The organism is Streptococcus sp. 10F2 (assembly GCF_054331515.2).
In genome coordinates, this window is sequence record NZ_JBTGGE020000022.1 from 1 (window position 1) to 11807 (window position 11807).

Here is an 11807-nt window from a genome sequence, read left to right on the forward strand (position 1 = left end):
CTCCAGAATTAAATCCTATTGAAAAAAGCTGGGCTATTTTAAAAAAATCAGTTACAGAATTACTTCGTAAAATGGACTCTATAACTGATGCGATAACATACTATTTAAAAACTAAATGACTATAATACTTATCAGTTTAAAAGAAATACTTTTTCATGCAAAAAAGCTACGTGGAATTTACCACACAACTTATTATAGAACCCCAAAACCCTCTCCGCTTAGCGGAGAGGGTTGCTTATTAAACTAATTCGAGTTCTTCTTCTTCGATATCCACTACAACGTAGCGATTGGGTTCGTCGCCTTCTGAGTAGGAGGTAACGCCATCGATTTTGGAAATAATGCGGTGAATAATTTTACGTTCATTATTGGACATTGGATCTGTTTCCATGGCTCTGCCTTCTTCTAAGACTCGAAGGGCTAGTTTTTGGGCGTAGCTCTGGAGAACTTCTGCTCTGTGTTCCACATAGTCATTAACATTGATGGAAATAAAGAGAGTGCGTCCATAAAGGTTGTAGAGGTAGTTTTGAGCTAGGAGCTGTAAGGATTTTAGAACTTTCCCGTGGTAGCCGATGACACGCCCTGGTTCGTTGGTATCAATTTGGAAATAGATAGTCCGGCGGCTGATAGATGCGGAGACCGTTGCTTCAACATCCATTTCCTTGAGAATAGATTCCAAATAGGTTTGGGCTTGGTCCATCTGTTCTTCTTCTAGACTTTCGCGTTCACGTCGAACAAAGGTCGCTGGCTCTAGCTGTTCTTCGTCTGGAGACTGATCCAAAACTTCTGGTTCTTCGACTTCTTCCAGACTCACCTCTGCTTCAACTGCAGTAGCTTCCAAGTCAGTTTCTACCACTTCCTTGTCCTCTACTTCATCTTCTTCGGTGCTTTCAACTTGAAGAAGGGGCTCAGATGCTTGATCCTCAGCAGGTTCAGTAATTTCTTCCTCTTCTAGAACTTCTTCAACTTGAGGAAGGGATGTCTCAACTTGACCTTCTTCTTCTACGAAGACTTCCTTAGGAAGATCGCGTGGGAAGAGGATACTGAGTTTGCCAGTCTCTTCTAATTTAGAAATAGCCTCTGCCATGTCATCCTGAGACTGGCTTTCCTCTGTGACATCTTCTTCAATAGTTTCCACCAGAGGGGTTTGAAGCGGGAGAGTGTCTTCCAAGTCATAGTCTTCCTTGAAATCTAAGGCTTCCATCTCGACTTGGGCTGGTTTTTTACCGATTCCTAAAAATCCGGACTTTTCACGTGCTAGGACCTTGATCCGAACTTTCATACGTGGGAGGCCTAGGTCTTCCAGACCATTTTTAATTGCTTCCTCAACGGTAGCTCCTGTATAAAGTGCCATAAGTAAACTCCTTTATCGCTTTACTTTTTCTTTCTCTTTTTCCTTGCCTTGCGTTCGGCCCTGCGTTGCGCAGCGACCTTTTGCTTAACCTCATCTTCTTCACGTTGGCGTGCAGCCACTATTTTGAAAGGATTATTCAAAAATAAGGTCTGTCCAACCTGATACGCATTGGAGATAGTCCAGTAGAGGGCCACCCCACTAGCCACCGAGAGCGAGAGGAAGAAGATCATCACCGGCATGATATACGTCATACTGGATGTCAGTCCATTTTTTTCTTTTAAAGCATAAGTAGATAGCCAAGAGGCCACAAAGGTGAGAGCAGCGGCCAAAAATGGGAGAATCAAGTAAGGGTCGGGTTGGCTAAGATCCAACCACAAGAAATGAGCTCCTTGCAGGATGTCCACTCGGGTGAGGGACTGGTAGAAAGCCAAGAGAATTGGTAATTGCACAAAGAGTGGAATAAAGGCAGCAAAGGGGCGAACACCACGCTCTGTATAAAGAGCCTGTGTCCTGCGCGCTAGCTCCTCCTGACCTTCACGACCACGTCCGCGGTACTCTTCTTGCAAAGCCCGAAGGGCAGGCTGGATCTCTTGCATCTTTTGGGAGGACTTTGTCTGATATTGGAAGACAGGCAAGAGCACCGTCCGCAAAATCAAGGTCATGAGAATAATCCCTAGACCAACATTTCCTCCAAAAGAAAGACCATTAATCGCTTCCGCAAATAAATAAACCAACTTCTCCCAGAGGCCTGTCGACTGACTGGTCACCTGAGAAGTTCCACAGGCAGTGAGCGTAACCAAGGTCAAACCCACAAGTCCTAAACTAAGTATTTTCTTTTTCTTCACGTTCATCTTCCTCTTGATAAATCGTAGCCAATTTAAGGACATGGAGAAGATTCTGCTCCATCTCCACATAGGACAACTCTTCGACTCCCTTTCGGGCAATCAATAGAATATCCACAGGCGCTAACCGATCTTGGTGTTTTTGAAGGAGGTGGCGTAAATGCCGCTTGATGCGATTACGGGTCACCGCATTCCCTAAACGCTTGCTTACGGAAAGCCCCACCCTAAAGTGCGTCAAGTCGCTATCCATCTGGTAAACCACGAACTTCCGATTAGCCTTATTTCGCTTCTGAGCTAACAGAGCCTTAAAGTCTTGATTTCTTTTGATACGATAGCTTTTTTTCACAATCTTCTTCCTTCATCAAAATTAGTATTATTATACCACAATTTCCAATAAAACCAATAGTAGCAAGGGATAGAGGCAAAAAAGCAGGTGAATCCAAATGGTTTTCACCTGCTTTTCAATAATTTTAGCTTATTTTTCTTCTTTTTTATTTTTTCCAAAGAGAAAACCAAATCCGATAAGAGACAGCAACCAAGCTAGGAAGTGAGCAAATCGATTGCGTGATTCTCCAGTATTTGGAAGTTGCTGCTCACGCGACTGTTCATGTATAGACGCAGATAGCTTAGCTTCACCAAGTTCTTGAACAACATTCCCAGAACCTGGATTTCCCAAATTCTCCACTTTCTCGCCCCTATTATCCTGCTCAGGGATTTCAGGAACTACTGGTGTGACTGGTTGATCCGGATCTACTGGTATAACCGGTTGTTCTGGGTCCATCGGCTTAACTGGTTGCTCCGGATCCACCGGTTTTACTGGCTGTTCTGGGTCTACCGGTTTTACTGGTTCTTCCGGGTCCACTGGTGTAACTGGTTGCTCTGGGGCCACCGGCTTAACTGATTCTTCCGGGGCCACTGGCTTAACTGGTTCTTCCGGGTCCACTGGCTTAACTGGCTGTTCCGGATCCACCGGTTTTACTGGTTGCTCCGGCTCCACCGGTTTTACTGGCTGTTCTGGGTCTACCGGTTTTACTGGTTCTTCCGGTTCCACTGGTGTAACTGGTTGCTCTGGGGCCACCGGCTTAACCGGTTGCTCTGGGGCCACCGGCTTAACTGGCTGTTCCGGGGCCACCGGCTTAACCGGTTCTTCCGGATCTACTGGTGTAACCGGTTCTTCCGGATCCACCGGCTTAACCGGTTCTTCCGGATTTACTGGCTTAACTGGCTGTTCCGGGGCCACTGGTGTAACTGGTTCTTCCGGATCTACTGGCTTAACTGGTTCTTCTGGGGCCACCGGTTTTACTGGTTGTTCCGGGTCTACTGGTGTAACCGGCTGTTCTGGGGCCACTGGCTTAACTGGCTGTTCCGGATCCACTGGTATAACTGGTTGCTCTGGGGCCACCGGTTTTACTGGCTGTTCCGGGGCCACCGGTTTTACTGGCTGTTCCGGCTCCACTGGTGTAACTGGTTGCTCTGGGGCCACCGGTTTTACTGGCTGTTCCGGGTCCACTGGTGTAACTGGTTCTTCCGGATCTACTGGCTTAACTGGTTCTTCTGGGGCCACCGGTTTTACTGGTTGTTCCGGGTCTACTGGTGTAACCGGCTGTTCTGGGGCCACTGGCTTAACTGGCTGTTCCGGATCCACTGGTATAACTGGTTGCTCTGGGGCCACCGGTTTTACTGGCTGTTCCGGATCTACTGGTGTAACCGGCTGTTCGACTGCTTTTACTGTAATTCTAACAGGCACAAGATCCTCGGAGCCATCACTATAGCGAACGGTGACTTGGCCAGTTAGTAGACCAGACTTTGTACCAACCGGCACACGAATTATTACCCAACCTTGCGTATCTACAGTCATGCCCTCACCGACAATGCTATAAGTCGCACTCGATGGAAGATTAAGAGCAGGAATTCTTACTTGCGTTCCGGGCTCTACCTCAACTGGCACATAAGACGGACTATACTTATCCGCCTCTGGAATCACAACTGGTTTCGCTGTAACTTGGATACTTACTGGAATACGGTCTTCGCTACCATCACTATAGACTACTAGAACCTCACCTCTAAGAGTACCTGCAGAAGCACTCGACGGAACTTCCACTGTTACGCGACCTTGGCCATCTATCGTCATGCCTTCACCCCTAACACGGTAAGTCGCTTGAGAAGGTAGACCTTGGCCTGGCAAGACAACTGTTTGACCAGCCTCAACTGTCGCTAGGGCATAGCTTGGGCTATACTTATCTGCCTCCGGAGTCACAACTGGTTTCGCTGTAACTTGGATACTTACTGGAACACGATCTTCTGTGCCATCACTATAGACTACCAGAACTTCACCTGTAAGAGTACCCGCAGAAGCACTCGACGGAACTTCCACTGTTACGCGACCCTGGCCATCTATCGCCATGCCTTCACCGCTAACACGGTAGGTCGCTTGAGAAGGTAGACCTTGGCCTGACAAGACAACTGTTTGACCAGCTTCAACTGTCGCTGGGGCATAACTTGGACTATACTTATCCGCTTCTGGAGTCACAACTGGTTTCGCGGTAACTTGGATACTTACTGGAACACGGTCTTCGCTACCATCACTATAGACTACCAGAACCTCACCTCTAAGAGTACCCGCAGAAGCACTCGCTGGAACTTCCACTGTTACGCGACCCTGGCCATCTATCGTCATACCTTCACCGCTAACACGGTAGATCGCTTGAGAAGGTAGGCCTTGGCCTGACATGACAACTGTTTGACCGGCCTCAACTGTCGCTGGGGCATAGCTTGGACTATACTTATCTGCCTCTGGAGTCACAACTGGTTTCGCGGTAACTTGGATACTTACTGGAACACGGTCTTCGGTACCATCACTATAGACTACCAGAACCTCACCTGTAAGAGTACCCGCAGAAGCACTCGCTGGAACTTCCACTGTTACGCGACCCTGGCCATCTATCGCCATGCCTTCACCGCTAACACGGTAGGTCGCTTGAGAAGGTAGGCCTTGGCCTGACATGACAACTGTTTGACCGGCCTCAACTGTCGCTAGGGCATAGCTTGGGCTATACTTATCTGCCTCCGGAGTCACAACTGGTTTCGCGGTAACTTGGATACTTACTGGAACACGATCTTCTGTGCCATCACTATAGACTACCAGAACTTCACCTGTAAGAGTACCCGCAGAAGCACTCGACGGAACTTCCACTGTTACGCGACCTTGGCCATCTATCGTCATGCCTTCACCCCTAACACGGTAAGTCGCTTGAGAAGGTAGACCTTGGCCTGGCAAGACAACTGTTTGACCAGCCTCAACTGTCGCTAGGGCATAGCTTGGGCTATACTTATCTGCCTCCGGAGTCACAACTGGTTTCGCGGTAACTTGGATACTTACTGGAACACGATCTTCTGTGCCATCACTATAGACTACCAGAACTTCACCTGTAAGAGTACCCGCAGAAGCACTCGACGGAACTTCCACTGTTACGCGACCTTGGCCATCTATCGTCATGCCTTCACCCCTAACACGGTAAGTCGCTTGAGAAGGTAGACCTTGGCCTGGCAAGACAACTGTTTGACCAGCCTCAACTGTCACTGGGGCATAGCTTGGACTATACTTATCTGCCTCTGGAGTCACAACTGGTTTCGCGGTAACTTGGATACTTACTGGAACACGGTCTTCGGTACCATCACTATAGACTACCAGAACCTCACCTCTAAGAGTACCCGCAGAAGCACTTGCTGGAACTTCCACTGTTACACGACCTTGGCCATCTATCGCCATGCCTTCACCGCTAACACGGTAGGTCGCTTGAGAAGGTAGGTCTTGGCCTGACAAAACAACTGTTTGACCAGCTTCAACTGTCGCTGGGGCATAGCTTGGATTATACTTATCTGCTTCTGGAGTCACAACTGGTTTCGCGGTAACTTGGATACTTACTGGAATACGGTCTTCGGTACCATCACTATAGACTACCAAAACCTCACCTCTAAGAGCACCCGCAGAAGCACTCGCTGGAACCTCCACTGTTACGCGGCCTTGGCCATCTATCGTCATGCCTTCACCGCTAACACGGTAGGTCGCTTGAGAAGGTAGGCCTTGGCCTGACAAGACAACTGTTTGACCAGCCTCAACTGTCGCTGGGGCATAACTTGGACTATACTTATCTGCCTCTGGAGTCACAACTGGTTTCACTGTAACTTGGATACTTACTGGAACACGGTCTTCGGTGCCATCACTATAGACTACCAGAACCTCACCTCTAAGAGTACCCGCAGAAGCACTTACTGGAACTTCCACTGTTACGCGGCCTTGACCATCTATCGTCATGCCTTCGCCGTTAACACGGTAGGTCGCTTGAGAAGGTAGGCCTTGGCCTGACAAGACAACTGTTTGACCGGCCTCAACTGTCGCTGGGGCATAACTTGGACTATACTTATCTGCCTCTGGAGTCACAACTGGTTTCGCGGTAACTTGGACACTTACTGGAACACGGTCTTCGGTACCATCACTATAGACTACCAGAACCTCACCTCTAAGAGTACCCGCAGAAGCACTCGCTGGAACTTCCACTGTTACGCGACCCTGGCCATCTATCGTCATGCCTTCACCGCTAACACGGTAGGTCGCTTGAGAAGGTAGACCTTGACCTGGCAAGACAACTGTTTGACCAGCCTCAACTGTCACTGGGGCATAGCTTGGACTATACTTATCTGCCTCTGGAGTCACAACTGGTTTCGCGGTAACTTGGATACTTACTGGAACACGGTCTTCGCTACCATCACTATAGACTACCAGAACCTCACCTCTAAGAGTGCCTGCAGAAGTACTTGCTGGAACTTCCACTGTTACACGACCTTGGCCATCTATCGTCATGCCTTCTCCGCTAACACGGTAGGTCGCTTGAGAAGGTAGGCCTTGACCTGGCAAGACAACTGTTTGACCAGCTTCAACTGTCGCTGGGGCATAGCTTGGACTATACTTATCCGCTTCTTCGGTCTGAGCCTCAACAATCACTACCTTCAAATCAAGAGATTCTGTAGATCCATCTGGATAACGAACGGTAACCGTAAAATTACGATCCCCGAGTCGATTATCCTCTGGAATTGTAAGAATCGCAGCTCCTCTTTCTCCAAAAGATAAGAGAGGACTATTCAATGATTGAGTCGTAAAGGTTGTTCCCCTTGGAATAGCTGCTGTTTGGGGCACAATAGTTGTCTTACCACGTTGAACCTCATAAGTCGGATAGCTTGGTTGATAAGTCTCAGCCTGAGTTAGATTTCCCACTAATTTTGTCTCAACAGCAAGGACACTACGATCAAGGTAAGTATTGGAGTAGGTATTTCTCATAACCCCTTCTGTCTGCCCTGAACCAAGATATGCTCCTCTTTCTTTCCAAGTCTCAGCAATTGCCGAAACTCCTGTACTTTTAGCAATTTGATGAACAAGTTCCGACAATTCTGCTTTTGAAACAGGATTTTTAAATCCATATTCAATCGTATACGCAGCTGGCTCATAATAACCTGAAAGAATAACGCTAGGAGTTGTCACCTTCTCAATAATCGGCCTAAAGACAGAAGAAAGAGTTTGTCGCTTCACTTCTGCCTCCTCATTCGTTGTTACTCCTACCATACTAATAGCTGGTGTTGCTTTTGTATGTAACAAGCCGCTATTATCTACGACCAAAGGAATACCTTTAGCCAAAGGTGCTCCCGCAGCATTTGAAGCATATAGCTGTACCTTACTTGGATCAACTAAACGCATCAAATCTTGAGGTATTTTTTGAACAATATAGGGAATTGTACCTCGAGGCTCTGTTAGAATGCTCCGTCCTTCCACCAATTCATAACGGGTAATAAATTTCAAGCCCGTTACTTGACCATCTAAGTTCACAATTGGGAATAGTTCCGAAATCTCTGCGTTACTTGAAGAATCCTCTGTTTTTCTATTCTTAGTATCTGTAAAAATACTGTCGACCGCTGTACTTGTAAAAACAGCCTCACGATTCGGCATAGACGTAGAAAACCAAGCTCCATTTAAGGTATCCAGAACCAAGCGATTCGTTTGTGCAACAGAACCATATGTTCCTCCACTAACAAAGGCACTTCCAAAAGTAATCGCTTGATCTCCAAGAAGTCCAGAAACAGTCTGACCGCTTTTAAGGGTAATCGTCAAAGGAATATTAGTGGCATCTTGTGAACTATTTGGATCATCTGCAAAACTAACAAACCGGTTATCAACCGGTATCGTCCAAAGCTGTTTATTATGGTAAGGAGTCAAGTCTAGACTTTCATTGTAGATAGAATCTGTCTTGATTTTAATCGTATCAATATTATTATAAAAAGTTGGATTCTCAAACCAGATTAAATATTCCCCTGAATGACCCTTTTTACCATACTCCGTTGAAAAACCACTCCCTTTAAACTTATTCCAATCCGTTTGGCGTAAGAAAATCTGATTTCCATTTTCAGAAATATTATCAAAATAGGTTCCCCCGGAAAGTACAATGATTTTCTGAGGGTCAGTAGAGCTCTCAGTAAAGCCATCCACCCCAAAATCAATTGGAGTTTGAAGAGAACTGGAAACTGCTCCGGTAGTGCTAGCACGTAACGGTGATCCCTTCTCGAAATCTCCTACCGATTCTCTCTCCGAGACAGTAACAGGCTGTTCTGGTTGAACATCTACAGATATATGATTTGTAGCTAAAGTTGATGGAGCTTGAGTAGGTTCTACAGATGCTTCTGCTGCATAAAGCAACTGGGGCTCTGTTGAAACAGCCTCTTCCACTTTTTCAACTTCCGTTGAAACTGGATTTATTTCCATAGAATCAGGCTGAGTTTGTTCCTCCGCTTGAACCACACTTCCCGCAAAAATGCTGCTCCCTAAAAAAACAGAAGCAACTCCAATCGAGTATTTTCGAATTGAAAACCGTTGAACTACTTTGGAAAACGGTTCATATTTCATACATAGAATTCCTTTCTTATTTCTAAAATCATATAGTAGATTTCAAAATAATTTCATATCATATTTTAGTTCAATTTATACAAAAAGTCTAGTGACTCGTATAAATTGTGCAGCCTTGCCTTTGCTTTCCAAAAAGCATTTTCCCAAAAATAAAACCCCCTCCGAAGAGGGGGAAAGAAACCATTTTTAATCTGGACAATACTCGGTTCCTTATTACTCATACATGTCTACACTCATATCAAGGATGTACACTTATTCTTACTCCTCGTCCTTACGACGACGTCCGACAATTCCAAATCCTGCAAGGAGACCTAGAACACCGAGAGCTGTTGCTCCAGCAGTATCTTCAGTACCAGTTTCAGGAAGTGTTTCCGCTGGTGCTTGAGGTTGTGCTGGCATCACAGGTTCTGGTTTTGGTTCTGGTTTAGGCTCTGGCTTAGGCTCTGGTTTTGGTTCAGGCTTAGGCTCTGGCTTAGGTACTTCAACATAAGGAATTGTTGTTGGTTTCGTTGGATCTGTTGGTACAGGAGGAATGTAACCTTTCGTTGGATCTTCTGGATCAACTGGTTTCAATGGTTCTCCTGTAGTTGGATCTACCGGTACCAATCCTGGAACGTGTGGAATAACTGGTTGACTTGGATCCGTTGGTGGTACAAGTTTACTTGGATCTGTTGGATCATTCGTATACGGTACTTCTGTCCATGGGTTCTCTGGAGTAACTCCTGGAGGGAATCCTGGAACATAGTTCGCAATTGGCGCATAAATAACTTGATCAAGAATATCTGCTGAATCAGCTGTAATTCCTGTATGCGCTCCTGCTTCCACTTGTGCTGGATCTACAAGGATATGTCCTTTATAGACTGGTGTCTTGTAGCTTCCAAATGAAGTGCCGTCTTGTGCTACCCAATCACCAAGAGTTGTTTCACCTGTCACCAAATTAATGCTTCCTTCACGACGGAAATGAAGAGTATCACGATGCATAGCTACTTCAGATGCTGGAACTTCTTTCAAGCTTCCATCAGCAGCTTTGACATAGTAACGTACCTCACGGTTCACTTCCTCAGTGAGTTTAAGGATATCATCCTTATCTGGATTTGGATAATTTGGTGATGTTGGATCTGTTGGATCAACTGGTTTATTAGGATTTACTGGTTTCTCTGGTGTTACAGGGATAACTTTCGCTTTGAGATCAACGTAGTAAGTATCTACTCCGTCTTTACCATCAAAATGAGCACCTGCAACGAAACCATCTCTCACAAGTTCATAACCAAGTTTAGTGTACTTAGCAATTGTATCAGCTGTTGAGTAGTTGATAACTTGTGCAGAGGTACCTTCCATTACCGCTGAACTTTCCAATTCACGAACAACTGTTGTACCATCTTGTTTCACTTCACGATAAACAATTTGTGCTTTATCGATTCGTGCATAAGGAATAGTTGTTGGTTTCGTTGGATCTGTTGGTACAGGAGGAATGTAGCCTTTCGTTGGATCGTTTGGATCAACTGGCTGAAGCGGAATTTGAGGTTCAAATCCTGGTACATATGGAATATTTGGTTGAGCTGGATCTGTTGGAGGAACAATCTTACCTGGATCTGTTGGATCATTAGTGTAAGGAATGTCTGTCCATGGTTTTTCTGGTACATCTGCTGGGAAGTCCGGAACGTAAGAGGCAATAGCAACATAAACAACTTCATCGTGAATGTCAGCTGTTGTCGCTGTGATACCTGTATGTCCACCCTTCATAGCATCTGCAGCATTCGCAAGGATATATCCTTTGTACAATGGTGATGCATAATCTTTAAATTCTGTACCATCAAGTGCCATCCACTCACCAAGAGTGTTTTCACCTGTTACAAGGTTCACAGTTCCTTCACGACGGAAGCGTAATGTATCTTCCTTAGTTGCAATTTCCATTTCTGGAATCTTCGTAAGGTTTCCATTCGCATCACGAACATAGTATTTCACGTCGCGTTTCACTTCTTCAGTCAACTTCACAATATCTGGATTTTCAATTGGTGGGTAGACTGGTGTGTTTGGATCTGTTGGATCGACTGGTTTATTTGGCTCTTGTGGTTTTTCAGGTGTTACAGGAATAACCATTTCTTTCAAGTCGACGTAGTAAACTGCGCCTTCTTGACCGAAGCGTGTACCTGATACAAAGCCATCTTTCACAAGAACATAACCAAGACGTTTGTATTTAGTAATTGTGTCTGTTGTTGAATAATCGATAACATCATCAATTGCTCCTTCAAGAACTGGTGATTTCTCAAGTTCTCGAATAACAGTTGTACCATCTTGGCCAACTACACGATAAACAAATTGTGCTGTTGAACGATTCTTCACATAAGGAATCTTCGTATCGCCAGTTGGAGTTGTTGGAACTGGTGGAACATAACCCTTAGTTGGATCATTTGGATCTACTGGTTTCAACGGCTCCTTGCTACCTGGATCTACTGGAGTCATACCTGGTACATATGGAATAGCTGGTTGACTTGGATCAGTAGGAGGAACAATTTGACTTGGATTTGTTGGATCTGTTACATATGGTACTTCTGTCCATGGATTCTCTGGAGTAACTCCTGGAGGGAACTCTGGAACATAGTTACCAACTGGAACATAAACAACTGCATCAACATAGTCATCATCAGTTGCTTTCACACCTGTA

General features: G+C 45.6%; 5 protein-coding genes. All 5 read right to left on the bottom strand.

Annotated features, from left to right (window positions below):
* Positions 1 to 238 precede the first annotated feature (238 nt).
* Positions 239 to 1351 carry an RNA-binding cell elongation regulator Jag/EloR gene (gene jag / locus ACXM1Q_RS05240; RefSeq protein ID WP_458516816.1) on the bottom strand — a complete coding sequence of 371 codons (1113 nt, stop codon included), beginning with the start codon at positions 1349 to 1351 and terminating at the stop codon, positions 239 to 241.
* A gap of 20 nt (positions 1352 to 1371) precedes the next feature.
* Positions 1372 to 2196 (bottom strand): YidC/Oxa1 family membrane protein insertase, encoded by an 825-nt coding sequence (locus tag ACXM1Q_RS05245; protein ID WP_458516842.1) that lies wholly within the window; start codon positions 2194 to 2196, stop codon positions 1372 to 1374.
* The gene (rnpA, locus tag ACXM1Q_RS05250; protein ID WP_458516818.1) at positions 2174 to 2539 is read right to left on the bottom strand and encodes a ribonuclease P protein component; all 366 of its coding nucleotides are present in this window, start codon (positions 2537 to 2539) and stop codon (positions 2174 to 2176) included. Before rnpA ends, ACXM1Q_RS05245 begins: the two co-directional genes overlap by 23 nt.
* Before the next feature lie 129 nt (positions 2540 to 2668).
* Positions 2669 to 9142 carry a Rib/alpha-like domain-containing protein gene (locus ACXM1Q_RS05255; RefSeq protein ID WP_458516820.1) on the bottom strand — a complete coding sequence of 2158 codons (6474 nt, stop codon included), beginning with the start codon at positions 9140 to 9142 and terminating at the stop codon, positions 2669 to 2671.
* Between the two features lie 258 nt (positions 9143 to 9400).
* Positions 9401 to 11807, bottom strand: a 2407-nt coding sequence (locus tag ACXM1Q_RS05260; protein ID WP_460255633.1) for a mucin-binding protein, incomplete at its 5' end; no start/stop codon positions are given.

Bases quoted from the DNA above. Each gene is read 5' to 3' on its own strand.
- jag (WP_458516816.1), bottom strand. From the start codon at position 1,351: ATGGCACTTTATACAGGAGCTACCGTTGAGGAAGCAATTAAAAATGGT.
- ACXM1Q_RS05255 (WP_458516820.1), bottom strand. From the start codon at position 9,142: ATGAAATATGAACCGTTTTCCAAAGTAGTTCAACGGTTTTCAATTCGA.